19 protein-coding genes are annotated in these 25,134 nt (G+C 49.2%); 5 read left to right on the forward strand and 14 right to left on the reverse strand.

The window, feature by feature from the left end:
• Positions 1 to 4: 4 nt before the first annotated feature.
• Positions 5 to 292 (reverse strand): hypothetical protein, encoded by a 288-nt coding sequence (locus L0665_RS01940; protein ID WP_274924032.1) that lies wholly within the window; start codon positions 290 to 292, stop codon positions 5 to 7.
• A 344-nt stretch (positions 293 to 636) separates the two neighbouring features.
• Between L0665_RS01940 and L0665_RS01945 the strand changes: the two genes are divergently transcribed.
• Positions 637 to 1,440, forward strand: coding sequence for a hypothetical protein (locus L0665_RS01945; protein ID WP_274924033.1), 804 nt, complete (start codon positions 637 to 639; stop codon positions 1,438 to 1,440).
• 194 nt (positions 1,441 to 1,634) lie between these two features.
• Here the strand turns inward: L0665_RS01945 and L0665_RS01950 are convergent, their stop codons facing one another.
• The 7 genes from L0665_RS01950 to L0665_RS01980 form a co-directional block, all read right to left on the reverse strand.
• Positions 1,635 to 1,784, reverse strand: a complete 150-nt coding sequence (locus L0665_RS01950; protein WP_274924034.1) for a hypothetical protein — start codon at positions 1,782 to 1,784, stop codon at positions 1,635 to 1,637.
• Between the two features lie 171 nt (positions 1,785 to 1,955).
• A complete protein-coding gene (locus L0665_RS01955) occupies positions 1,956 to 2,336 on the reverse strand; it encodes a YigZ family protein (protein ID WP_274924035.1) in 381 nt (126 codons plus the stop codon).
• 1 nt (position 2,337) lies between these two features.
• Complete coding sequence (locus L0665_RS01960) at positions 2,338 to 4,062, reverse strand: ABC-ATPase domain-containing protein (protein WP_274924036.1); 1,725 nt, start codon at positions 4,060 to 4,062, stop codon at positions 2,338 to 2,340.
• Positions 4,063 to 4,186: 124 nt separating this feature from the next.
• Positions 4,187 to 5,272 carry an ABC transporter ATP-binding protein gene (locus tag L0665_RS01965; protein WP_274924037.1) on the reverse strand — a complete coding sequence of 362 codons (1,086 nt, stop codon included), beginning with the start codon at positions 5,270 to 5,272 and terminating at the stop codon, positions 4,187 to 4,189.
• 7 nt (positions 5,273 to 5,279) lie between these two features.
• Positions 5,280 to 5,924, reverse strand: coding sequence for an ABC transporter permease (locus L0665_RS01970; RefSeq protein WP_338036408.1), 645 nt, complete (start codon positions 5,922 to 5,924; stop codon positions 5,280 to 5,282).
• Positions 5,925 to 6,030: 106 nt separating this feature from the next.
• Positions 6,031 to 7,032: an ABC transporter substrate-binding protein gene (locus L0665_RS01975; protein WP_274924038.1), complete on the reverse strand. Its 1,002-nt coding sequence runs from the start codon at positions 7,030 to 7,032 to the stop codon at positions 6,031 to 6,033.
• A 77-nt stretch (positions 7,033 to 7,109) separates the two neighbouring features.
• On the reverse strand, positions 7,110 to 7,586 hold the full coding sequence (locus tag L0665_RS01980; protein WP_274925705.1) for a pyridoxamine 5'-phosphate oxidase family protein: 477 nt from the start codon (positions 7,584 to 7,586) through the stop codon (positions 7,110 to 7,112).
• A 165-nt stretch (positions 7,587 to 7,751) separates the two neighbouring features.
• Between L0665_RS01980 and L0665_RS01985 the strand changes: the two genes are divergently transcribed.
• Entirely contained in the window at positions 7,752 to 9,368 is a 1,617-nt protein-coding gene (locus L0665_RS01985; protein WP_274924039.1) for a putative manganese-dependent inorganic diphosphatase, read from the forward strand.
• 281 nt (positions 9,369 to 9,649) lie between these two features.
• On the opposite strand, the gene L0665_RS01990 is transcribed toward L0665_RS01985, so the two are convergent.
• The 4 genes from L0665_RS01990 to carA form a co-directional block, all read right to left on the reverse strand.
• The gene (locus L0665_RS01990; RefSeq protein WP_274924040.1) at positions 9,650 to 10,990 is read right to left on the reverse strand and encodes a PEGA domain-containing protein; all 1,341 of its coding nucleotides are present in this window, start codon (positions 10,988 to 10,990) and stop codon (positions 9,650 to 9,652) included.
• A gap of 142 nt (positions 10,991 to 11,132) precedes the next feature.
• Entirely contained in the window at positions 11,133 to 12,029 is an 897-nt protein-coding gene (locus tag L0665_RS01995) for an HhH-GPD family protein (RefSeq protein ID WP_274924041.1), read from the reverse strand.
• Positions 12,022 to 15,186, reverse strand: a complete 3,165-nt coding sequence (gene carB, locus L0665_RS02000; protein WP_274924042.1) for a carbamoyl-phosphate synthase large subunit — start codon at positions 15,184 to 15,186, stop codon at positions 12,022 to 12,024. The genes L0665_RS01995 and carB overlap by 8 nt, the downstream gene beginning before the upstream one ends.
• On the reverse strand, positions 15,186 to 16,241 hold the full coding sequence (carA, locus tag L0665_RS02005) for a glutamine-hydrolyzing carbamoyl-phosphate synthase small subunit (RefSeq protein ID WP_274924043.1): 1,056 nt from the start codon (positions 16,239 to 16,241) through the stop codon (positions 15,186 to 15,188). The genes carB and carA overlap by 1 nt, the downstream gene beginning before the upstream one ends.
• Before the next feature lie 177 nt (positions 16,242 to 16,418).
• On the opposite strand from carA, the gene L0665_RS02010 reads away from it, so the two are divergent.
• Positions 16,419 to 16,763, forward strand: a complete 345-nt coding sequence (locus tag L0665_RS02010; RefSeq protein WP_338036409.1) for a hypothetical protein — start codon at positions 16,419 to 16,421, stop codon at positions 16,761 to 16,763.
• A 277-nt stretch (positions 16,764 to 17,040) separates the two neighbouring features.
• Positions 17,041 to 17,361 (forward strand): hypothetical protein, encoded by a 321-nt coding sequence (locus L0665_RS02015; RefSeq protein WP_274924044.1) that lies wholly within the window; start codon positions 17,041 to 17,043, stop codon positions 17,359 to 17,361.
• A gap of 70 nt (positions 17,362 to 17,431) precedes the next feature.
• On the opposite strand, the gene ilvD is transcribed toward L0665_RS02015, so the two are convergent.
• Positions 17,432 to 19,081 (reverse strand): dihydroxy-acid dehydratase, encoded by a 1,650-nt coding sequence (gene ilvD / locus L0665_RS02020; RefSeq protein ID WP_274924045.1) that lies wholly within the window; start codon positions 19,079 to 19,081, stop codon positions 17,432 to 17,434.
• Positions 19,082 to 19,177: 96 nt separating this feature from the next.
• Here ilvD and L0665_RS02025 point away from each other — a divergent pair, with 96 nt between their 5' ends.
• Complete coding sequence (locus L0665_RS02025; RefSeq protein ID WP_274924046.1) at positions 19,178 to 20,194, forward strand: ROK family protein; 1,017 nt, start codon at positions 19,178 to 19,180, stop codon at positions 20,192 to 20,194.
• A 1,238-nt stretch (positions 20,195 to 21,432) separates the two neighbouring features.
• Here L0665_RS02025 and xerA read toward each other — a convergent pair.
• Positions 21,433 to 22,350: a site-specific tyrosine recombinase/integron integrase gene (gene xerA / locus L0665_RS02030; RefSeq protein ID WP_274924047.1), complete on the reverse strand. Its 918-nt coding sequence runs from the start codon at positions 22,348 to 22,350 to the stop codon at positions 21,433 to 21,435.
• Positions 22,351 to 25,134: the final 2,784 nt, after the last annotated feature.

Here is a 25,134-nt window from a genome sequence, read left to right on the forward strand (position 1 = left end):
GCAATTACTCCTTTAAAGCTGGGCCTGCGAAATACGATTTTACCTCCACCACCCGTGACTGCAGGGACGAGGGAGGGGGACTGAAGAAATCACAGATTTCCTCAACTATTAAGGACTGTTCTTCAACCTCTTCAATACGCCCCGCCTCCTCGCATGCAACATAGACAATGGATCCGCTCCAGAGTTCCGCAAAACCCCGCATGAGGGGATTGTCTGGTTGGGAAACAAGGATACCCATGATACCCATCATGCACCGCTCATCAATGCTCTCGGACCTCCTTCCCAGAGACATAAACCACCCACAGGATTGGGTTCAGGCATTGTTCCTCTCGCATATGCAGTGTTCCCGGGCATTCTGTATCTGTCCCGGGAAACAGGATGTGGACAGAATGCCAAAAAACATATGCCATGGATGAGAGGGGAGGAATAATTATTGATACGTAATCATTCACACATTCGTGAAGACCCCATGCTATACCATCTTACCAGAGACAAGACGAACGGAGATTTCTTACAATCACAAAAAATACGGCCAAATTATCCCTTAAATCCACATTAATCCACTAAAACACAGGAATATGCAATTGTCACCGGTAGGGTTATTAATTGACTGGACAAAGGCAGATATGAGGGAATATGCCGTTCATTTACTATGGTCAGGGTGTGTCCGGATATTATGGGGACTTTCTTGAGCGCCTGATGTCTCATCTCGCTCTTGAGGGAACTGAAATTATCGGAGAGTCACGCCGGGAAGAATCCGCACGGATGAGTGTCCGCCGGACCGGGGAGGAAGGTGAGCTTGAAATCAGAGCAGACGGGGAGAATGTCAAAATCATATATACCGTCACCCAGGAAAAACAGGGGGGAAAACGGGAGGTAAAACGCGGGCTGATGGGGGCCATTGCCGGGGCAGGGCTTGGAAGCATCCTCGGCGGTGTCCTCAACCGCGACAGGAAAGGCATCGACGATGCCGCCAGCGGTGCCCTGGGGGGGGCGGCCGCTGGCGGGGCATATGAGGCATACCATGTGTCTGAGGACTCCCATCAAGAGAGAACCGCCTTTGCCGCTCTTCTTGCAGAGAAAGTCAAAGAAGTGGAAGATGAGCTCCAGTATACCATAGAGGGACACGAAAAGGAAAAAGAGGCACTCCATGAGCACAGCCGTGAGAGAAAGACCGAAGAGCAGGAGAAAGAAGAGGAGATGAGAACGTCCCTCGAGGATACCTGCGGGGATCTCCTCGCCCTCCGGGAAGAGGTCGACATCCTCGAAGAAGAGGGGCAGAATGTCGGGAAGGCAAAGAGCCGTGCAGAACGTGCGGAAAAACTCTATCATGAGGCAGAAGAGGCATGTGATGCCAGGGAATATTCAAAATCCCGGACAAAACTGAAGGCCACCGTCTCGATGATCGAGAGTGCGCAGACGATGCTCAGCGAGGAGTAATCCTCTCTTTTTTGTGTGCAATGTGACCAAAATTGTGTTTGGCCCATATCCCTCAGGATAGAGCGGCCAAACAACCCTTATCCCGACAACGGGAGAGTGGTTCCGGTTTCATGCACCTTTTTTCCGGACATATCCACACGATTTTATTTGTGAAAATATGTCAGCAAATCCAAATTCATTTTAGGGCATATATTTCATTGATTGTTAAGATTGCCTTCTGAGCGCCTCAGTAAATCCCGTACAAGAGAGAGGTATTCATCCACCTTCTCAATATGGTGCATATGGAAGACATCCTCAAATATTACCAGATATCCGGGCAGATAGTCAGGTAATCGGGTAATCATAAAAATAGATCATTTGTACTGAGGAAAAATCTCCAGAAATGGTGATGGTGAAGACAAATATTCTTCAGCAGTGGTGTGTTCTCTCCGATGCAAAAAGCAGAACGTCAGGCCAATGACCATATTTCCTTTCAAAATTCCCGGATATATTCACCACAGGAGATCGGGAGCAACCTATTCCCTACCGGCCGCGGCCACCGCCACCGCCTCTGCTGCGGCATCCCGGAATGCCCGCGAAACATTCCCCGGCCCGAGTTTAATCCCGCCAAAAATGCGTGAGACAACAATCATATGTGACGCGAGCTCTTCCCGCTGCAGGAGATAAAGAAGCACCATCCCCGGCCGTCCCACCTCACCGTCACTCCCAAATGGTTCGAGGAGACCTTCCGGCAGATTCAGCCGGGCGGCATAACAGTGGTGTGCGGCCTTGCGGTACTTCTTTCGGTGCATCTCCCGGACGTCAGCAATATCCTCAACTGACGTTATCCGGTAGAGGTGAGCATAAAACCGGGACTTTTTTACCACGAGGAGCACCGCACCCTCTTCTTCCCACATCCTAATGCTCCAACTGTCTCGCTGAAAGCGTTCTCATGCGGTTGATTGCCATCAGGAGTTCATGGGAGCGAAACGCCGCATAATCCCCCCGTTTACGTGAAGACAGCACATCAAGCCCCTCTGTTTCAATATCCTTCATCACCCGTTCAGCCACCTCTGCAGCGGTGGCAGACCCGTTCATGTAGCGGACAGCATACCATATGGCATCCGCAATCGCACGGGTCTGGCTCTCAGATACTATCTGTTCCACTGCCGAGCAGTCGATATCAGTCGTCCCGAAGACAATCGTTCCAATGCCTCGGGCCTGAATCCGCACATCCCTCTTTCCTTTGGCAGGGGAGAAGGAACGGGCATCATATATTCGTTCATGAAAGTGGGGAAAGGGCTGATCGGTCTCAGAAATACGTCCAGTCGGATTTTCTGTTGCCACCTCCCGGGCCTCCTCAGTGATCAGATACGGCCGGTAGGCATCCATGCAGATGACCGTGTCTGCTACATCCAGATAGTCACCCGAACCACCGATGACAATCACCGAGGAAACACCAAATTCCGTCGAAAGCTCACGCACCCGGTCGATATACGGGGTAATCGGCTCATGCTCCTTTACGACAAGGGCCTGCATCCGGCGGTCACGGATCATGAAGTTTGTGGCACTCGTGTCCTCATCAATACAGAAGAGGCGGGCGCCGGCTTCGAGAGCCTCCATGATATTGGCCGCCTGCGACGTGCTGCCGCTCGCATCCTCTGAAGAGAAGGAACGGGTATCTTTTCCGCCGGGAATGCCGGTGATAAAGGGGGAGATATCCACTGCCTCCACCCGCCGCCCGTCTTCGGCACGAATCTTCACTGATGCTGGGTCACTCACCACATACTCACGCCCGTCGCCGGGGATGTGGGTATACACTCCCGCCGTGAGGGCATCAAGGAGTGTGGATTTGCCGTGGTATCCACCGCCCACAATAAGGGTCACACCTGCAGGGATTCCCATTCCGATGAGGGGGCCTGCATTCGGGACATTGATTGTTACCCGCAGGAGGGGTGGGGTGGCAAACGGCACCACATCACCCGAATTCATGGGCCGGTCAGAGGCCCCGCTCTCCCGCGGCAGCACAGCACCGTCTGCAACAAAGGCGACAAGATTCATCCCCTTCAGCTCACCACGAAGGACATCCGCATCCTCTGCCACCCCAATATGATGATACAGGTGAGACATGTCATGAGCATGTGCAACCAGAGACGCCGCAACAATCGCCGGCAAACGCTCAAAAAATACTTTTTCAGCCTCCCGCCCGGCAATCCTGCGCCCAAAAGCGGGCAGTCCCACAACACAGCGCCCTTCAACGCCGGCATCACTGATATGAACCGATGTACGCTCCAGAATCTCCTGCCCGGGTTCATCCATTGCGATAAGGCCGCTCTTCCCGCTGCCGGACCGGCCACTGCTTTTCCCTGCAGCCTGACAGAAGGCCCGGGTGAGATAATCACAGAGTCCCCGGCGGCGTGGGGCCGTATCCCACATATCGGAGGCAAACCCTGCCGTTGCAGAATCAACCAGAACCCGCACACGGGATGGTGACGCGAACGGATCTTTCTGCACATGATCAATACAGAGCACAAAAGTATCAAACCGGTATTGGCCCCTGATGTCACCATAATACCCGTAGCCCTTTCCATCAATCCGGCGAAGAAGGGAGCGAAGCGTTTCTGCAGGCTGAATCACTGTCATATACAAAAAATAGTTGTCAGGAGGAACAATAAGGACTTTCGTCTTCAGGCATCCCTGTCATGAGCAGTCTGAGTGGAGCATGCAGAATGCAGACAAGAAGAGAGAGAAACAGTATATATCTCTTTCACCGGGGCATCACGTGGACTGCTTCAGGATTGAAAGAGACACGGACATGGTCTCCCGGCTTTACTTTCACCCGGTCAGCAAACCGCCAGCTGACGACCAGCTCCAGCAAAATTCCACAGTCAACCATCACATGATGCCGCGGCCCAACGAGAGCAATTCCGGTGACCGTTCCCCTGAGGTGGTTTCTTATGTTGTCCGTATGCCCCTCATACGCTACTTTCATATGGAGGTGCATATCTTCCGTACGGATGCACCAGGTGACGGTGTCACCAACTGAAAACAGTGTTTCTCCGTATATTTCTGTAGTACCGGACCGGATTACCGCCGTCCCGGCATCATTCTTCCTGATTTCACCATCAAATACATTCTCAAACCCGACAAACCGGGCGATATCCCCGTTTGCAGGCAGGGTAAAGATCTCTTTCGGGGTCCCCGCCTGCATGATTCTCCCATTCATCATCACCCCGATACGGTCCCCCATCCGCTGGCCCTGCAGCATATCATGGGTGTTCATAATGATGGTGGTATTGTAGGTATCACGGGTATAATGGATGATTTCCTCAATCTTTTCGGTGGTGATTGGATCAACATTTGACGTCGGTTCATCAAGGAGAATAATCTCAGGCCGGGTAACCATGGTGCGGGCAAAGGCAACACGCTGTTTTTCCCCGCCGGAAAGACTGCGGGCAACCCTCTTCTCATATCCTTCAAGCCCAACCTCACGGAGTGTCTGTGAAACCCGTTCGTGCATATCTCTGGAAGATATTTTTCGAAACCGCAGGCCGTATGCCACATTCTCAAAGACCGTCCCCTGAAATATTGCAGGATTCTGAAAGACCATCCCTATCTTTTTTCGGATATCGTGGTGGCGGGAGTCTCCATTGCTGTAAAGCGACTCATCTCTGATTTTTATATCCCCGGATGTAGGAATTTCAAGAGTGTCAATCGTTCTGAGCAGCGTGGATTTTCCCTGCCCTGAGGGACCAATGATGACAAATATTTCACCTTCAGACACATTGAGGTTTACCCCACGCAGTACCTGGGTGCTTCCAAAATCCTTCTTCAGGTTATCGACAGTGATCATGGGTATATTAGTCCCCCCTCCGGATTGATGTCATGACAAAGTTCACGATAAGAGCGATAAATAAGAGAATGATTCCCAGTGCCATGGAGAGTTCAATATTTCCCATCGATGTCTCGAGTGAGATGGCCGTTGTGAGAATCCGGGTAAATCCCTTAATATTTCCACCGATTATGATTGCTGCCCCCACTTCTGAGATGGCCCGCCCGAACGCCATTGCAATCGCAGCGTATATCACAAACCGGACTTCCCGGAGAATCGAGACCAGAAACTGCATATAATCAGCACCCAGCGAGATGATGGTGTCTTTTACAATCGGATCAAGGGATGTGACAGCAGAGTAGGTGAGTCCCACAAGAATTGGTATTACAAGAATGACCTGCCCGATGATCATGCCCGCAGGAGTAAATAAGAGACCCAGAAACCCTAACGGCCCCTGACGGGAGAGCATGAGAAATACCAGAAGACCAATGAGCACCGTCGGCAGGGCATAGAGCGTATGGATGAGATTAACAATACTTGTTTTTCCCCGGAAATCATGAAATGCCAGATACAGCGCAAGAGGAATTGAGATGACAGATGCGATGAGCGTAGCGGTAAACGTGATATAGATGCTTCTGAATGCGATTTCATATACTTCCGGATTGAGCGTCACAACGAGGGTGACTGCCGTTATAAATCCGTCAATAATCTCACTCAGAAATATCCACCTCTAGTCTCATTCATGCGTAAAAGAAGTTAAAGAATTCGTAAAAAAAGGGTTATGCAGGGATTGGATCCTCTGCTTCAGCCTGGCTGATACCCATTACTTCATAGTTTCCGAGTGACTCAAAGAAGAGCGGCTGACCATAGGTGTCAACACCAAATTCGCCGATGAACTCCTGTGTCTCCGGAGTAATAAGGAAATTGATCCATTCACGTGCCATGTCGCTGTTCACGTAGTCGTACATCTCAGGGTTGATCATCATTGCACTGTAGACATTCAGAAGAGAATCTCCCTCGTCAACAAGGGGCACCAGATCAAGGTCCGTCTTGTAGGAGAGGTATGTTCCGGAGTCAGAGAGTGTGTATGCCAGTTTCTCATTTGCATGAGTCAGTGTTGCACCCATTCCCTGGCCACCTTCAACATACCAGTCACCGACGCCTTCAACGTCTGCAGTATAATTGTATCCTGCACTGGTCCAGATGGACTTCTCCTTGGAATGCGTTCCGGAGTTGTCACCACGTGAGATGAAGACCACATCAGCGTTTGTCGGTGCAGTTTCATAGATTGTTGTCAGTGCATCTTCCGGTGTCATGCCGGCAATACCTGCGGGGTCTGACTCGGGGCCTACAATCATGAAGTAATTGTATGCAATGCCGCGGCGGTTGATGCCATATCCCTCATCGATGAAGGTGTCTTCACGTGCGCGGTCATGAACCATCAGGACATCAACGTCTCCGCGCTGTCCGTACTCAAGTGCCTTGCCGGTACCTGCTGCAATTATTTGCAGAGTTACATCGTGGTTTTCTTCAAACCGCTCCTGGAGTGCCTCAAGAAGGCCGGTGTTATCCAGACTTGTTGTGGTTGCAATCTTTAAGAGTTCAGGATTTGCTGCCGTTGTTGTCCCTTCCGGCGCAGCTGTGCCTGCAGCGGTTGCTGCTGTGGTTTCAGTTGCCGTTGCTGCCGGAGTCGCAGTATCTGAGTCCGTCCCTGTGCATCCACAGATGAAGATTGCACTGAAGAGAACAAGTAAAACAATAAAGGTTTTTTTAACGTCCATGTTAATCCAAATTTAGATTAACTAATTTACCATATAAAGATTGTCAAAAAGAAAGGATTATATAGAACATATGAGTACTAAAGATTTTTTAATGCAACAATATCTGCCACTCCCGTGAGTTTCCAGATGTTTGAGCGCTCCTCATCGAGAATAGACTCAACCGGTTCTGACGGATCATGACCGAACGCCGCAAGGATATTATGCGAGAGATGGTGATCACGAATCAGGTCTAAAAACATTTTCCGGACTTTCTTCTTTGCGATTGCATCCTCTTCCTGCACCAACCTTCCCTGCATGGTCACAAAGGTGTAACAGGACATATCCTCAGAGTAACGCTCCACCTCAACAGAGACATACGGACTCTTTTTGAAGAGATCGTTCTTTCTCCCGTACTTCGTTGAAAGGAAATAGAGGAAACGTCCATCAAACACGTACATAAATGGTGCAATGTAGGGATATTTCTCTCCCTGAAAAGCAATTCTTGAAACGCATCCATCACGGATTATTTCGTCATATTCCTCTTTTTTCATCTGCGGAATTTTGATGATTTCCATCATACACCTCACGACTTATACTTCGAAATTATGCATCCATAGCAATAAAGAGTTGCATTTAAATTCAAAACCCCGGAATTATGGTCCTCTCATGAACCCATCCACATAATACATATCTGTGTGCCGGTTAAATTACATTCAACGAACCTCTCCGGGGAGACGGGCATGAACCAGGTTTACATCATTGGACACAAAAAACCAGACACAGACAGTATCTGCAGCGCTCTTGCATATGCAGCATACCTGAACAGAAAAGAGCCAGGCAAATACATTGCGGCACGTTGCGGGCCGATAAATCCGGAGACTGCCTTTGCACTGAAAAAATTCGGTTTTAAATCACCGGAATACATGGAAAGCGTCGTCCCGATTGTATCGGATATGCCATTCACCTATACCATGAGTGCACCGGCGGATCTCCCTACAATCGACATCGCAGATCTGATGACCACGCACGATGTGCGTAATTATCCGCTCACGGATGGGGAAGGACGATTTTTGGGCATTCTCAGTGAGTATGGTCTGGCACGCACTTATGTCACCCGCCAGAAAATTGAACAACTCTCGTTTGCCCCAATCACTCTGGAAAATCTCAGCAAAATATTAAACGGCACCATTGTAGTTCCTTCTGAGGACCTCCTCGAGGGGAAGGTATACACCGCAATCGATGCCCTGCACGTCACCCTCTCACGGCTCCGGAAAAATGACATTGCAATTGTTGGTGACAACGAACCCGTCCAGCTTGCCCTGATTGGAGCAGGCATCGCTGCCCTCATCGTTGCGGATAGTGCACCGGTAGGAGAACGGGCCATCCGGGACGCCAGCGAACGGGGGGTTGCAGTCCTCTCAACCTCCCTCGACGCATTTGGTGTCGGAAAGATGATCAACCTCTCCCTTCCTGCACGCAATGTCATGGCAACCGACTGTCCCGTTATTACCCAGGACACAACAGTTGAGTATGCCAAACATCTGGTTTCGGAATCACGCTACCGGACGGCCTGCATTGTGGGTGAAGACAACCGGTATCTCGGTATGCTCTCGCGAAACACCTTCCTGCAGGAAGCGGCTAAACAGGTCATTCTTCTTGACCATAATGAATATGCCCAGGCAGTGGACGGCATTGAGTCGGCAGAGATTCTGGAGATAATCGACCACCACCGGATTGGCGCCATCACCACCCTCAGACCAATACGATTCTTTAACGACCCGGTTGGCTCAACCTGCACAATCATTGCGGGAAAATACATGGAGTCAGGAACGGAACCCGACACCGCGACTGCAGGGATTCTCCTCTCCGGCATTCTCTCTGACACTCTCGTCCTGCGCCTCTCCACAACAACCGAACAGGACCATGCAGCGGTACGATATCTTGCAGATCTGACCGCAACTGACCCGGAGGAATACGGTACTGAACTTATAAGGAAAGCGATGGACTTTGGCGATGCTCCCGTGCGGGACCTTCTGACAGCCGACATGAAAGCCTATGAACTCTTCGGGAAGTCCATTGCCATCTCACAGGTGATGGTGCCAACCTATGAATTTCCGGTAATAAACGCTGAAGAAATTATGAAAGAGGCGGATTCCATCCGCTCAGCACAGAATCTCGACATGTTTCTGGCACTCTTTACCAGTGTCTTTGAAGACGGAAGTATGGTCTTTGCATCGGCACCTGCTGCTGTTCTCGAAACTCTGGAGCTTGCACACAGTCCAGTAACGATGAAAGGAGTGATGTCACGCAAGAATGACTTCATCCCGTATCTCGGAACGTTGCTGAAAAATATCTGAATGTTTTTTTCCAATTACAGTAAACGGACACCATCCAGAAAGGATGGAGAGAAAAAAAAACAGATCCAAACATTTTGACACTTTTTTTTGTTTTCTGGAAGGGTTCATATTCTGATTCGGGGATAACAAAACAGGATTACAGAACAAAATTACAAAACAGAATGGCTGAATGAGATACTACTGAACAGGATGACTGAACGATAGATTTCCACCTGTCACAAATGGATTCCAGGAGGGGACCTAACCCCATCATCCTGGTTCAGGAACCCCTCAAAAAATGATTATTCGTCTGAACGACGCAGGAGAAGAACCGCAGCAAAAACCAGCCCTGCAAAAACCGGCAGAAATCCTGCAGGGACAGGTGTGGAAGGGGGCGTTGTGGCGGTCAACTGTGCAACCACATTGACGGTGTCCCCCGGAAGGAGATTTATCGTCGTTGTCCAGTCTTCATAGCCATCAAGACGTATCAGAATCGGATACTGGCCCGCCTTCATGGACAGGGTCGCCGGTGTAATCCCTTTTACGACATTATCGATGTAGACCGTTGCACCCGATGGTGCTGACGAGAATGAGAAAATACCCTCTGCATCAGGGTCAATCACCGGAGTCGGGGTCACAGAGGGAGTGGCAGTCTCCACCGGAGTGACGGGAATGTCCGGCATCGGAAGAGAGTAGAGATACAGTTTGCCATCTGATGAGGCAACCGCACATGCACCGCCCAGAGGCGAGAGTGAGACTCCGTTTACACTGGCAGATGCAGACAACTGAGTGACCATCTTTCCCTCGATATTATAAATAGTCGTGATACTATCCCCACGTGCCAGTGCAAAGTATGCTCCCTGCAGGGTGGCAGAGACATCATTGACCTGGGATATCGGCCGCTCCTGTGACACGATTTTACCGGTATTATCGAAGACATAGGCATAGGCATCATTCCCTCCTGCAACGAGGTATTTGCCGTCAGGGGAGATATCGAGTCCAAATACCTGCCCGTTTATCTGGTAACTCCAGACATTCTGTCCCTCAGCATCCAGAACCCGTATCTGGAACCCCTTACTCCCCGCTCCGATAAGGCTGCCATCCTCCGTCACAGAAACTGAAAGAACAGCCGAGTCCATTTTGTGTGCCCAGACTTCTGTTCCCATATTTGTGTAGCGGTAAACCTTTGCATCAGCACAGGCAACAGCGATCACCGAACCATCCGCAGAGATGTCGACATCGTTCACAATTCCCTTGAACCGTTTGGACCAGAGCAGAGTTCCTTCATTGTCATAGACCAGAAGGTCCCCGATATCGGTGCCTGCCACAACATATTCAGCACCACGGGAAACCGCCACACCCCAGACCGGAGAGGCTGTGTCAACCGTCCAGAGGTGCTCTCCTTCAATCGTAAGGAGCAGCACTTTATTGTTATAAGTCCCGCCTGCCACATACATGACATCCGGGGAGATGTCACAGTCATACATGTTCGTCGGCTGGGAATAGGCCCAGATTTCTGTTGCAGCAGGCGACGCTGCCGCTGCACTCCCGGTCATTGCCACACACCCTGCGATGGCAATGAGCAGGATCATATATATTGGTGCATACCTGAAGGAAGACATCCACGCATCAAACAGTTTCATATCATTCACCATTGATACAAGAGCGTATCATTTTCAACGATACGTTGTAGTGTATCATTTACCAATGTGATACAACACAACGTATCATATACCTGAGGCTTCGTGATACGACTATTTAAGGGTGTTTGACGCAGGACGCACCCTATGCAATCCTCAAAAGCCCCGATTCTTCAGAAAGAAGGCATTCACCCACCATTTTCAAAATAATTTTATGCGTCCGTTCGGCATCATCGCCACAGGCGGCAACCACAGCATCACGGGATGACGGCCCTTCATCCAGGAGATACCGCAGAACCCGCCCCCGGATCTGCCGATCGGAACCGTCAAAAGCTGCCTGCACGGTATATCCATGACTCCTTCGGTTCGGATTTTCCACCGCCTGTTTTGCCATTGCACCATAATCCATCAGTGCATAATACCATTCCCGGGGATTTATCCAGTCAAGGGTCTGCCTCACAAGCGGCCGGATTCTGTCGTCATGGACCTTATCCTCTGTCGGGAAGAAGAAGTGGATAAAGACCCGCCTGATATTGGTCTCGATAAAGACGACCGGTGCGTTATAGGCAAACGCAGCGATGGATGCGGCAGTCGCAGGACCAATACCCGGGAGCGTGACCAATTCTTCAGGCGTCTTTGGAAGGCAGCCGCCGAACTCCTCCATCACCATCACAGCTGCATCCCGCAGCATCTTCGCACGCCTGTTATACCCCATTCCCTGCCAGACACGCAGCACCTTTTCAAGCGGTGCTGCCGCAAGAGAGGCAAAATCAGGGAATGCTGCCATGAATTCAGGATATTTTGCCCGTACCCGTGCCACCTGTGTCTGCTGGAGCATCACCTCTGAGACAAAGATGGCATACGGGTCTGTTGTGTCTCTCCATGCCATTTCACGCCGGTTTGCCTCATAATACTGCCAGATAATCTTTCGAAACGCCGATACGGCCTCCGGAGAGAGAAGGGTATAATCTGATTCAGCGGAAAACGGTGTGGAATTGCGGGAAAAAAAAGGAGAATTTAGTTGATTATCCGGATCAACCATGATAGTGGGAGAGTGGCTCAATCGTAATTGAATCCTTCTTCAAACTGCGGATTGCCTGTGCTGCAGCATTGGCCGCCTGAATGGTCGTAATATATGGAATATTGTAGTCAAGCGCCGCCCGCATGATACGGACATGATCCTGACGGGAATATTTTCCGGAGGGGGTATTAATAATCAGCCGCAGGTCTCCTCTGCGCATCACATCGATGACATTCGGGGAACCTTCCTGCACTTTTCTCACAAGGTTTGCCGGTATGCCATGGGATTCAAGGAATGCAACCGTTCCTGCAGTGCCAAATATCTTCAGACCCAGTTCATGCATATTCTTTGCTGCGGGAAGGATGCCTTCCTTGTCCTCTGTGCCGACTGAGATGAATACGTTGCCTTCCAGCGGCAGTTCATTGTCTGCTGAAAGACAGGCCTTGTAGTAGGCACGACCGAAGTCGTAATCGATGCCCATCACTTCACCGGTGGACTTCATCTCCGGGCCAAGGACCGTGTCCACACCGGGGAGTTTGTTGAAGGGTAAAAGGACCTCTTTTACTGCAACATGCGACATCACCGGTTCAGAAACACCTAAATCTGCCAGTTTCTGACCATACATCACCTTTGCAGCAATCTTTGCAAGCGGCATGCCGGTCGCCTTTGAGACAAAGGGAACTGTCCGGCTGGCCCGGGGATTAGCCTCAAGGATATACACAACCGTGTCTTTGACAGCAAACTGGATGTTGATGAGTCCAACCACGCCAATGCCGATAGCAATGCTTTTGGTATACTTCCGCACCGTCTCAATCACATCAGCTGTGAGAGACTGGGGTGGAATAACACATGCAGAATCACCGGAGTGGACACCGGCTTCTTCGATGTGTTCCATAATACCGCCTATCAGGACATCCGTTCCGTCACAGACAGCATCCACATCGATTTCGATTGCGTTCTGCAGGAATGAGTCGAGGAGAACCGGGTGCTGCCGGCTGACCCGCACTGCCTCACGGATATAGGTCTGCAGTTCAATCTCGTCATGCACGAGCTCCATTGCCCGCCCGCCAAGGACATAGGACGGCCGCACCAAAAGCGGGAACCCAATTGTCTCTGCGATGGTGAATGCCTCCTCTTCAGAGTAGGCGGAACCATTCGCAGGCGATGGTACATTAAGCTCTTCCAGAAGTTTGCTGAACCGCTCCCGGTCCTCTGCCATGTCCATCGCATCAGGAGAGGTGCCAAAGATTTTGGTCTTCAGGTTTCCGGACGCGACAGCCCGCTCCAGCGGCAGAGCAAGGTTAACAGAGTTCTGGCCGCCGAACTGCACCATTACACCGGCATAATTGTCCGATTTCAGGATGTTTGTCACATCCTCAAGTGTCATCGGCTCAAAGAAGAGCCGGTCTGAGGTGTCGTAGTCAGTGGAGACAGTCTCAGGATTGTTGTTGACGATATGCACCTCAACCCCTTCTTCCCGGAGAGCCTTCACCGCATGCACCGTGCAGTAGTCAAACTCAATACCCTGCCCGATACGGATGGGACCGGAACCAAGGATGAGGACTTTCTCCTTTTCATCGGGGACAATCTCGGTCTCATCCTCCCAGGTTGAGTAGAAGTAGGGTGTCGTCGCAGGGAACTCTGCAGCACAGGTATCAACCATCTTATAGGTGGGCATACCACCCACATCCCCCACCATCTCTTCGGAGATACCTGAGAGGGTGGAGATTTCTTCTGAGGAAAAACCGGACCGCCGTGCCGCCCGGATAGTTTCAGGTGTTGGATTGCCTGCCGCGAGTGTCTCTTCCATCAAAATGATATTGCGCATCTTCTCAAGGAAGAAGGGTGCAATATAGGTCAGTTCTGCGACTTCATCAACAGAAAAACCAGCCCGGAACGCATCAAAGATACACCCGAACCGTTCATCTGTCGGGTTTGCAAGGAGCATACGAATTTCAGACTCTGATGTATGCGAGTACACGTCTGTGTCAAGGGACCGCATTGCCTTTTTAAAGGCCTCTTCAAGCGTGCGTCCGATGGCCATCACTTCACCGGTGGACTTCATCGCGGTGGTGAGGGTACGGTCTGCGTTCGGGAATTTATCAAACGGCCACCGTGGCACCTTCACAACCACGTAGTCTATTGCCGGCTCAAACGATGCCGGGGTGCATCCGGTGACGGTGTTTGTGATCTCGTCTAAGTTCAGACCGATTGCGATTTTTGACGCCACACGGGCAATCGGGTATCCGGTGGCTTTGGATGCCAGTGCTGAAGAACGGGATACCCGCGGGTTTACCTCAATTACACGGTAGTCGCCGTCCTGATATGCGAGCTGAACATTACAGCCGCCCTGGATGTCGAGTGCCCGGATAATTTTTATGGATGCTGTCCGTAGTTTCTGGAACTCATCGTCCCTGAGGGTCAGAATCGGTGCAACGACCACACTTTCACCAGTGTGGATACCCATCGCATCGACATTCTCCATTCCACAGATGATGATACAGGTATCAGCAGCGTCACGCATAACCTCAAACTCAATTTCCTTCCAGCCAATGACACTCTCTTCAATGAGCACCTGATGGATACGGGAGCGCTGCAGGCCCAGTTCCACGATTCTCTTCAAATCGTCTGCGGAGTATGCAACACCGCCGCCGGCACCACCAAGGGTGTAGGCAGGGCGGATAATAGCAGGAAGACCAACAATTTCCAGCGCCTCATCAAGCTGGCCCATATCGGTGAGGATCATACTCCGGGGCACTGGTTCACCAATCTCATCCATCAGGTCACGGAACTGTTCCCGGTCTTCACCGCGATAGATGGCTTCAAGAGGTGTGCCAAGTATCTGTACACCTTCCAGAGCGCCCATCTCGGCCAGTTCTGCCGTCATATTGAGGCCGGTCTGACCGCCCATCCCGGAAAGAATGCCGTCCGGCTTCTCTTTTGCAATTATTTTTGCAATTATATCAGCCCGGATTGGCTCAATGTAGATAATATCTGCCGTTTCCGGGTCGGTCTGAATCGTTGCCGGGTTGGAGTTGACGAGCACAACCTCCACCCCTTCCTCACGGAGTGCACGGCATGCCTGCGTCCCGGAGAAATCAAACTCTGCGGCCTGTCCAATCTGAATCGGACCCGAGCCTATAAGGAGCACTTTTTTAATTTCAGGTTTCAGCGGCATCAGGGAATCCTCCGGTACATCATATCAAATATGAGTTCCTCAGTATCATAGGGGCCCGCATGGGCCTCCGGATGGAACTGGACTGTGAATATATTCAGGTCTTCAGAACAGAATCCCTCTACACTCCCGTCATTGACATTAGTAAAGAGCCTCTCACAACCTTCCGGAAGGGAATCTCCATCCACCGCAAACCCATGGTTCTGCGTGGTGATGAAAATTCTGCCGTCACGGTAACGAACCGGCTGATTTGACCCCCGGTGCCCGAACTTCATCTTGTAGGTCTTCCCTCCAAGTGCAAGGGCTGTCACCTGGTTGCCCATGCAGATCCCGAAAATGGGGATCTTACCGATAAAATACTGGATTGTTTTTATGGCGTCCGTTGCACGCATCGGATCGCCGGGGCCGTTTGTGATAAAAAGGGCCTGGGGGTTTATTGCCTCAATGACATCAGGGCGTGTGTTATGGGGGAATACATAAAGATCAGCACCACGCCTCTTCAGACTTGCAAGCATATTGTTCTTCACACCGAGGTCAAGGACAGCAATACGCTTCCCTTTCCCTTCGAGGCGGTATGCCTTTTTGCAGGATACCTGCGGTATGAGTTCAATGTCTGTAATCGGACGCTGATTTTGCGCACATTCGACTGCATATTCACCATTGTCGTCTCCAACAATCAGTGCCGCACCCAGTGTGCCGTTCACCCGTGTTTCAATGGTCAGTTTCCGTGTATCAACACCGGAAATTCCCAACAGACCATTGTCTGCAAAATAGTCACCCAGGGATGGCATGGCAGCAGGGGCCTTACACAGCTCCCGCACCACACACCCGAGGGCATGAACATTACTGCTCTGGAAATTATTGGGGTGCACCCCGTAATTTCCTATGAGGGGATATGTGAACATCAAAATCTGACCCTTATAACTCGGGTCGGACAGTGCTTCCATATAACCGCCCATTTGAGTAGTAAATACTAATTCACCGGTAGAGGATCCTTCGACACCGAAGCCCTCCCCGACATAATATTTCCCGTTTTCAAGACCCAGAACCGCCTTCATTGAATAACCATACGTATTGAGTGGGATTCCTTATTAAAAACTCGTAAGGGTCTATGGAGCCATGTGAGATATTCTGTGAAGAAAATATGACTGACATTATTTGGAAAATGGATATTGATGAACCATGCCAAACCCGTTCATTTCCGCAGAAAATAAAAGGACGAAGGAAGATACGTTATGGCAATGGCAGAGACGAGTGAAATTGAGGTCATCGGGTTTTCAGAAGGTTCATGCGGGCCGTTTCCCTGTGATGATACACGCACCTGCGAGCTTTTTGCATGTGCCCCCTCAGAAAATCTGGTGAAGGCATTTGAAGCACTGAAAACAGAGCTTGAATCACGCTACCCGGGCATCACCCTAAAACTGACACTCCTTGATGATGGAGTTCCGGAATATGTGGTGAAAATTATTGAAGAGCACCATCCTCTTCTTCCAATCGTTCTTATTAACGGCACCGTTACACCGGTCGGCCGGATTTCACTGCCTCTTATTACAGAGCAGTTAGAACGCCTCACCCGCTAAATTCAACTGCGGAAGTGGGACATATCTTTTTTTTGCCTTCAGACAGGGAAAACCGGAATACCGCATCTCGCACAACGAAAAAATCCTGAAGAGATTCGGCCATACTCTTTTGCGTCATTACGAGATCGGGAGTGACTGTGTGCAGGAAATACTCCACCAGATCTGTTAGCAGTACTCACGGGCATAGACTCCAGACACCAGAGAGAGAAATCTGCCACCGGCTATTACCCTCCAATTCCGCCGAACTATTTATTACCGAAGAGCCGGAGTATAGTCCATGCCACCGAGGAAGAAATACCGAAGCCCGGATGCAATCTCCCTTGCCGACAGATCGGTTTACAACATCAGCCAGGACATGGAAAGAAAACGCAAATTTAACCGCCACCACCCGTATGACCACCAGCACCCCCACCCACCGCACCATGCATGGGAACGCCCCCCCTTCGCACCTGACCACGATACACATACCCATCCACACGAGGAAGATCTTGGCCCCCATACCAATCAGCCCGGCCCGATCCGGTTTTCCCAAAAATTAACACAGACAGGTCGTAAAGCACTGATCTCAAAAGAGCACAAACCTGTCGAGAGACGGTAAAGCAGAGATGAAAGGGAAGCCCAATCCTTCACCAGAGAGCGGTCACATAAAAAATGAGGGTAAAAATTAATTAGTATTTTTTCAGGACTGCACCACGGTCTGCCTGGCAGACCGCCTCTGCATACCTGCTGAGAACACCAGACAGTGGTTTTACCGGAATTATCAGATGTTTCCTGCGTTCGTCCAGCACATCAGGAGAAACGTCCAGGTCAATCCGGTTTTGGAAGAGGTTAATTGTGATATTGTCACCCTCCTCAACAAGCCCAATCGGACCGCCTGCCGCAGCTTCCGGGGCGACATGGCCAAAACATGGGCCTCGTGTCCCGCCGGAGAACCGTCCGTCGGTGATGAGGACAACACGCGTGAGCCCACGGCCCATAATCGCTGAGGTGGGGGAGAGCATCTCTGGCATGCCGGGTGCACCCGCAGGGCCTTCGTAGCGTATGACGACCACATCGTCTTCTACAATAATTCCTGCGAGAATGGCTTCCATTGACGCATCTTCTGAGTCAAAGACACGGGCAGGACCGGTGTGCTGCCACATCTCGTCACTGACGCCTGCTGCTTTTATCACCGCACCGTTGGGCGCAAGGGTTCCTTTGACTATTTTCAGACCACCGAAGGCATGAATCGGGTCGGAAAGCGGACGGATGATTGCAGGGTCGCCCGCCGGGGCGTTTGCCGCAAGCTCTGCGACACGGGTACCAGTGACGGTCAGTGCGTCTTCAAGGAGGGGTGCAAGTTCGTGCAGGACTGCGGGAATGCCGCCTGCATAATAGAGTGTCTCCATCGAGTGGGGCCCTGATGGCTGCATATAGCAGATATGCGGCACTGCGGCACTAATTTCATTGAAGTCATCCAGCGTGAGGGGTACACCTGCCTCCTCTGCGACTGCCATCAAATGGAGGACAGTATTTGTGGAGCCGCCCAATGCCATGTCCACCCGGATTGCATTGCGCATGCTCTCGCGGGTGATGATATCGCAGGGTTTTGTGCCTTCCCGGACCAGGCCGACCACCCGCTCACCGCTCATCCGGGCAATGGCAAGTTTCTCTGCATGCACCGCGGGTGTTGCGGCACACCGCGGAAGAGACATCCCAAGGGCTTCTGTCATGCAGGCCATCGTATTTGCGGTGTAGAGACCCTGGCAACTGCCGCAGCCGGGCATCGCACACTTTTCAAGGGCGATAAGTTCGTCTTCATCCATAGTGCCTGCTGCCACTTTGCCGACACCTTCAAAGACATCGATGAGGGAGAGTTCCTTCCCGCCACATTTCCCGCTCAGCATTGGCCCACCGGTGACGACAATCGCCGGGATATTGCACCGGGCGGCAGCCATCAGCATGCCGGGGACGATTTTATCGCAGGTACATATACAGACAAGCCCGTCAAAGCGGTGGGCCTGAATGACGAGTTCAACAGAGTCTGCTATTGTCTCTCGTGATGGCAGGGAATACCGCATCCCCTCATGCCCCATTGCAATGCCGTCACAGATGCCAATAGTATTGAACTCAAAGGGCACACCGCCGCCTGCAGCAACACCCTCCCGTACCCGTTCTGCCACCTGCCTGAGGTTGAGATGGCCCGGCACGATGGTATTCCAGGAGTTGGCAATACCTATGAACGGCTTCGTCATCTCGTCGTCTGTAATACCGAGAGCCCGCAGAAGAGATCTGTTCGGCGCACGGACATACCCTTGTTTCACTTCATCGCTGCGCATGGATACTCATACAATTGATGAACCTGTAGGAATAAAAATGAGATGTGCAGGACAATCAGGTTCATATATCTGGTGCACCTGTCGGGCACCAGACAGGTGCACACATCATGGAATGAGACGATGAAACACGAAACGAGAGTATGTATCGCAGCAGCAGACATCGGTGCGACGCATGTCAGGAGTACGGTCTTTCTCGATGAGGGAAGATGCATCGCCCATCGGAAGGAACCGCTCTGCCGAGACGGGGCGGATGGCATAGCCGTAACGAAGCAGGTTATTCGTATGATAGAAGATGTCTGCGCAGAGGCAGGCTCTCTGCCGGATGCGGTTGGCATCAGCACCGCCGGGCCTCTTTCAGCGGGGAAAGAGAGCATTCAGTCAAGCCCGAATATGCCGTATGCAGATATTCCACTCAGGGCACCTCTTGAGGCAGCCTTCTCCTGCCCGGTTACCATTCTCAATGATGGATCTGCCGGTGCATACCATGAATACAGGATCAGTGCCGGACAGGGATGCAATAATCTGGTGTATCTGACCATTTCCACCGGCATCGGCTGTGGCATCATCTCCGACGGTCACCTTCTGGAAGGGGCAGGCGGCAATGCCGGAGAAATCGGCCACATCTGTGTGGACACGGTTTACAATCTGCCCTGCGGATGTGGAGGGCAGGGCCACTGGGAGGCGTATGCCTCGGGGAGCGGGATGCCGCAGTTCTTCCGGGCATGGTGCGGGCGGCAAGCTCCCAATCTGTCTGAGGAGCCAGACGTAACAGCCGAAGCACTCTGTGCAGCTGCCCGTGCCGGTGATCGGGAGGCAATGGCATTCTTCCGGGAGTTGGCTGTGATCAACGGACGCGGTCTCTCCACCATCATCGCCGCCTACGCCCCGGAGAAGATTATTGTGGGAGGGCCGGTTGCGACTGAGAACCCGGACATCATTTTTGCACCGGCACTTCGGCATATCGATTCATATCTCCCCCGTCCCGAGATTACACTCGGCAGAGCGGATGGGATGGCCCCCTTAAGAGGGGCAGCGCTTTTCGCCGGGAGCGTACGAACAGCGAAAGGACATCTGTTCCAGGATGTAGTATATCGTAACCTGTCCACGTTGTGACAAATTCGGATTAGCCCTGGTGGCCATAATCCATTCTCTGTTTATTTATTCCGGCTACATTTTTACAGAGCCTTCATATTGTTTTTTGAAACTGAATTTTTCTAAAGGACCTAATATTTTGGCACATTCCGTCCAGATGGCCTTAGATAAGATGATAGTATGGTATCCTGGCCTTTGATCAAAAATTCATACGACGATATCAGTAGATCACACAACCATTGATGATCAGATGGCTCCGCCCTCCCATATAGCATCATACGGTTTATTGATGAATTATGGTGGACATATTTAATTTGCCTGGAACGAAAAAAATTGAAAAAATACCTGATTTTTAGCCACAATAATCAAACAGACATACCCCAGAGAAAAACAGAACCAGAATTTCGTTATAGCCATGCAAAAAACAATCAAACCAGGCAAAGAGATGAAGACAGGACAAATAATTCATCATATCAGGGTATTCACAACCCCCGAAGGCACTTCAAAAGTCCCATTTCTTCCACCCAATTCATCTAAATCAGTATGAAATAGGCACATCCAACAACATTGCAGGACAAACCCCTTCTTCTATTAAACACCGGTAACAACAACCAGACAATGAAAAATCGAATCTATCAGGCAATGAGCAAAAGACAGAAATCAGCGGATAAAAATCCCCTGATTAGAAAACGCACAAATATTTAACACATCTTTTGTCTTTGTCGAATCAGGATACAGTGTCGCCTACACCCTCTTCTTAGAACAAGCATACAAACAATATTCATAGCACTTCAATCAGGCATCTCACACCCCAATATCGGGCAGGAACATATCAAAAATGAGAATCGTATTTGATCGTTTCACACAATTTTATTATTTCTCACCTTCATCCACAATCAATTTCACCCAACACCATTGCAGGATTGCCCCCTCAGTCACCCATGAGATAGAAAAAAACCATTCGCAGAACAGAAGAGGCGTCTATATGCATCTCCTGCAACATCTCGCATATAGAAGAGGATTACAAAGAGAAAGATCCGATGTTCTTAATCAAATGAAACAATAGTAAAACCAAAGGATCGTTCCAGGACAATACCTTCCGCGAGATAATGTTTCAGCCCCCTATTTATGTAATCAAATAAAACAGCGACAAACACGTCATTTTTTTCGCTAAATATCGTCACCTGTCAACGCCAAATTTAAAATCCACACGTGTGCCAGTTTACAAAACAACAAAACCACACTCAAAAAAATAAATATTAATCCTGTCTTGAGAGTGGGAAATACTCCCGATAGACAGCCCTTCTTTCATCAACATCAGTGTGCAGATAGATTTCTGTAGTCTGAATAGATGAATGACCAAGGTTCTCCTGTACAACCCTCAGATTTTTGGATCTCCGATATAATTCAGAAGCATATGAGTGACGAATTTTATGAGGAGTGATCCCTTTGGGGGCCCATTTATTGAATATATACTGGACAGTGCGGGGAGAAATCGCATGTCCCATCTGCCCCACAAACAGAGGGCCATCTATCCGACCTCCAATAAATTTCAGAATTTCTTCCATGGTATCATCATCGACAAATACCGTCCGTATTTTACCACCTTTTCCCATAACACGGATAGTAAAATCATCGAAATCGATATCAGAGAGCGTCATCCCACACAGTTCAGAAACACGGACTCCGGTAGCATATATCAGCCGAATTATGAGTTTATCACGGGGATCAGTATCAGGAATTGACTCCAACAATCGCATCACCTGATTATGCTTGAGATATTTGAGTTCTCTTTCCTTAATCCGGGGACGGTCCACTGCGGGCAGAGGGTTTGATTCGACGACACTCTGAGCATACAGATAACGGTAAAACGACGAAAGTGACGAAAGAATCCGGTGCAGGGTTTTGGCCTTATAATCACGCAGTGATGTTAAAAAAGCCAGATAGTCATCAATAATTATTGGAGTGGTATTCACCGTTGTATCAAGGCGCCCATGGACAAGATCCTGCCAGTATTCCACAAGTTTTTCTGCACCTTTGGTTCGAGAGATCCAGAGATAATATCCAAATTTTCGTATAACCTGCCCATAACTTGCTATCGTACCAGGTGAATAATTCCTCATTCTGAGGTGGTGTAAGAACCGCGGAAGCCACTCTGAAAAACAATCTTCCTGCATGGATATTTCTTTATTTTAACCATTTATATGCTTTTTGCGCAGAATAGTCATTTCGCGCAAAAAATACACCCAAAAATACCGTCAAAAATTGCACAAAAAACAGATATCAAGAATACACAAATCAGCAGATTTTTGATTCATATTTTGATTCAATTTTTCTGAATTGAAAGTCTTCAAAATCGATGAAATATACATAAAATCACGACTCTCATCCCAGTAACAATATGTAACATATCATTTTTTTAATGGAATTGAAAGTCCATTTTAGTCATAAAAATTCCAATTACATTCATTCAGACAGACAGAAAAGTAAATCCCAAACAACAGAATAGCAGTCCTAATTGAAATTTTTTCGATAATTGCATTCATTTCAGACACTCATATTTTGATTAAATCCTCGGAGCAAGCTAAAAAGACCAGAAATATTACAAAAACATCTTGGCCCCACCCCTGTAACAAAATGTAACACGACCCCCATCCACGAAAATTGAAAGCTTATTTCAATCACCCATATTTGAATAACACCCATACAAAAAACCAGACAATCCGGAGTACCACAGGAATAATGAGCAAACAAAATATCACACAATCCACGTTAAAAAATTGAATTGAAAAAGGGAGGAAAACAGGTAGGAACGTGAATATTTTAATTTGCCGCAATCTGTGCAGAATAATCTGATACCTCCCAAAACATGGAGCACACAACATTTGCCATCTGACGGGCCAGGAAATGGCCACATATAGGCCCCTGTGTTGCCACTTCACCATAGAACATACCATTGACGCACCCCCAAAAACACACCAATTCTAAGCCCTTATTTCCACTATCGAAATTATACCCCCAACACGAAACGGCAATACCACGAGATTCTTCACCATCACATCCAAACCAGTTTTTCGTTGACTTTTTTGTCCACCACCTACCATGGCGAACTCCACCCCCTGACAAAAGAAGACCTGTTGTTTTGATGAGTCGTAACCGGGCCATGTTTTCAATCTGGCCAGGCACACCCACCTCTCCAGAACATTCCAATTTCCCCCAGCCTAAGAGTTCTGACATTGAGTCGAAAATAGGCAGACCACTATGTGTTCATTGCCAGTGCTGCGAGGCATGAAATCTTCTTTAAAATTACTTCAATGAATCCCCAAAAACACCACATCCTTCAGGATCCAAAAACAGCTTTTCAGTGAATTGTGAGGGTAGACATCTCAATAATACTTCTTTTCGTAGGTGAGAACACAAATGCAGCACACATAAAATACCTCAGGTAAAACCCGGAACAGGAGGGATGAACCCACCCACTCCATTCTTCTTCAGAAACAGGAAATAACAAAAATCAGATGTCATCGACAAGACTCTGATTCAGGTGATGAATGGATTCAACTCATTTTTAAGAACCCACATAAACAGCAATGAAACAAAAAAAACACATCAGCGACCTCCTATCCCACACACATAATTTCAGAGAAATTTTTGTTTTATCAGTAGACATTCCCCCGACATCTGTTCGTTACCAGGACAAACCATCTGGATTTTTGGCGTTTATGTTTCACAAAGCGGGCCGTGTGTTTCATTTTGTAACAACCATTACAACAGAGAAACACCAATTCTCCAGCCTTATGTCTACGCCTTTACCTATCAGCCGTTCTGAAAATGGCACAGGATTCAGGTTCCCTGAATTGATACTCCAGACGTTCCGTTCCCAGCCACTTCTCTCCTGCAATTCGGGTATCCGATTCCGAACGAGACCAATTCGATTTCTGGATGATACGAGCAGATTCCCAAAAAATTCACCACCATAATATTGGTCTTCCATAAAAGACGAGAACGTAATATCTTAATTTTGCAGTTCTGTTACGCCTGTATTTGTAACTGGCACTCCACTGATCCGGAATCTGCGGTGCCCTGAACCATGCAAAATTTTTTGTTAATAATCACACCAGCTATAGAGATTATCTCACCTAAGTTCAAGTTCTTCTGTAATGTTTCAACGATACCTTTGCCCATCCCTTTATCTGGATTTCATTCCTGGAAAACGATGGAAAAAAGAGCGGCACCCCATGTTGATTTGATACCATCACCCGGAAATACCATTTGATATCCGCCACCCCCTGGATGAACATAGGTGACATACAGACCTTCTTTTAAGGTGAAATCGGGCAATCCTATACCCCCCTTATTTACGATTGAAGGAGAGCACCTCCATGGAGATATACTGCATGAGCGTCTGGCAGAAATATCATTCTCCTACAATCTCGTTTAAGTGCTGCATAGAATCAGAATCTGCACTTTCATTCCCCTGTTTTGCTGAATAATTCATCAGTGTTTATCAGTTCCCGGGATATCCACACAATGAGGTAGTTCAACCGTGATATACTCCAAATAAAAAAACAGAAAAGAAGGGAGAAAACATCACTCAGGAAAACCAAAACCATTGATTTCCATTGCTTTTATACCCCCAAAATGGATGAAATTGTGAAGACATATTTTTTTGGCCTGCCCTATTCACCCCGATATATATCCCACGAAAACAAGGCACTCACCACAATGTCATAATGACCAACAGAAAGGATTGATTCGTCCCCACATCCGTACATGATGAATATATTGGAGAGATTTCATTCCCATTTCGTTTATAATGCCGGGGATTTTTTTTCAATTGTCTCTTTTTTTCATTCTCCCACCCCAACCACAGTTTCTGAACGGAGCACCGTTCATCCAATACAAACGGCACAGATAAAATACCTAATTATGCCACAATAAGATCCCAATTTGCATAATAT

This window comes from Methanogenium marinum (genome assembly GCF_028912405.1).
Classification (GTDB): Archaea; Halobacteriota; Methanomicrobia; order Methanomicrobiales; family Methanomicrobiaceae; genus Methanogenium; species Methanogenium marinum.

Excerpts from the sequence above, each read along its gene's own strand:
- L0665_RS01945 (WP_274924033.1), top strand. The coding sequence starts at position 637 with ATGCCGTTCATTTACTATGGTCAGGGTGTGTCCGGATATTATGGGGAC.
- xerA (WP_274924047.1), bottom strand. The coding sequence starts at position 22,350 with ATGCAGGAAGATTGTTTTTCAGAGTGGCTTCCGCGGTTCTTACACCAC.
- L0665_RS01995 (WP_274924041.1), bottom strand. The coding sequence starts at position 12,029 with ATGGTTGATCCGGATAATCAACTAAATTCTCCTTTTTTTTCCCGCAAT.
- carA (WP_274924043.1), bottom strand. The coding sequence starts at position 16,241 with ATGAAGGCGGTTCTGGGTCTTGAAAACGGGAAATATTATGTCGGGGAG.
- L0665_RS01960 (WP_274924036.1), bottom strand. The coding sequence starts at position 4,062 with ATGACAGTGATTCAGCCTGCAGAAACGCTTCGCTCCCTTCTTCGCCGG.
- L0665_RS01975 (WP_274924038.1), bottom strand. The coding sequence starts at position 7,032 with ATGGACGTTAAAAAAACCTTTATTGTTTTACTTGTTCTCTTCAGTGCA.
- L0665_RS02015 (WP_274924044.1), top strand. The coding sequence starts at position 17,041 with ATGCCACCGAGGAAGAAATACCGAAGCCCGGATGCAATCTCCCTTGCC.
- L0665_RS01980 (WP_274925705.1), bottom strand. The coding sequence starts at position 7,586 with ATGGAAATCATCAAAATTCCGCAGATGAAAAAAGAGGAATATGACGAA.
- carB (WP_274924042.1), bottom strand. The coding sequence starts at position 15,186 with ATGCCGCTGAAACCTGAAATTAAAAAAGTGCTCCTTATAGGCTCGGGT.
- ilvD (WP_274924045.1), bottom strand. The coding sequence starts at position 19,081 with ATGCGCAGCGATGAAGTGAAACAAGGGTATGTCCGTGCGCCGAACAGA.
- L0665_RS01940 (WP_274924032.1), bottom strand. The coding sequence starts at position 292 with ATGTCTCTGGGAAGGAGGTCCGAGAGCATTGATGAGCGGTGCATGATG.
- L0665_RS01950 (WP_274924034.1), bottom strand. The coding sequence starts at position 1,784 with ATGATTACCCGATTACCTGACTATCTGCCCGGATATCTGGTAATATTT.
- L0665_RS01985 (WP_274924039.1), top strand. The coding sequence starts at position 7,752 with ATGAACCAGGTTTACATCATTGGACACAAAAAACCAGACACAGACAGT.
- L0665_RS02010 (WP_338036409.1), top strand. The coding sequence starts at position 16,419 with ATGGCAATGGCAGAGACGAGTGAAATTGAGGTCATCGGGTTTTCAGAA.
- L0665_RS01990 (WP_274924040.1), bottom strand. The coding sequence starts at position 10,990 with ATGAAACTGTTTGATGCGTGGATGTCTTCCTTCAGGTATGCACCAATA.
- L0665_RS01955 (WP_274924035.1), bottom strand. The coding sequence starts at position 2,336 with ATGTGGGAAGAAGAGGGTGCGGTGCTCCTCGTGGTAAAAAAGTCCCGG.
- L0665_RS01965 (WP_274924037.1), bottom strand. The coding sequence starts at position 5,272 with ATGATCACTGTCGATAACCTGAAGAAGGATTTTGGAAGCACCCAGGTA.